Here is a 470-nt window from a genome sequence, read left to right on the forward strand (position 1 = left end):
CGGGGACGGGCCGCACCGCGCTGCTCGACGCGGTCGCCGCGGGCGCCGCCGGGCGCGGGGTGCGGGTGCTGCGGGCACGGTGCGCGCCGGACAAGGACGGCGAAGCGCTCGGGACCGTACGGCAGTTCCTCGGGCGGGGCCCGGAGGGCCGGCCGCCGTTCTACGGCGCGGACGCACAGGCCGAGTCCGACCGCTGCTGGGAGACCCTGCGCGCGTACGCCGAGCAGGGCCCCGTCCTCGTCACGGTGGACGACGTGCACCACGCCGACGGGGCCTCGCGCCGCTGGCTGGTCGGCGCGGCGGAGCGGATCGACACGCTGCCCGTACTCGTCGTGGCCACCGAACGCAGCCAGTACGACGTCGAGTTGCGCCCCGCCGGGCTCACCCACCGGCTCCCGCCCGACCTCGTCCGCACCCACACGCTCGCGCCGCTCGGCCAGGAGGCCGCCGAGGCGCTCGTGCGCGCGGCC

1 pseudogene is annotated in these 470 nt (G+C 78.7%); it reads left to right on the top strand.

The features are described from left to right. Window positions 1-470 (top strand): annotated as a pseudogene (locus G3I42_RS09055) (ATP-binding protein); the annotation flags it as partial.

This window comes from Streptomyces sp. SID11385, assembly GCF_010548245.1.
In the GTDB taxonomy this organism is placed as follows: domain Bacteria; phylum Actinomycetota; class Actinomycetes; order Streptomycetales; family Streptomycetaceae; genus Streptomyces.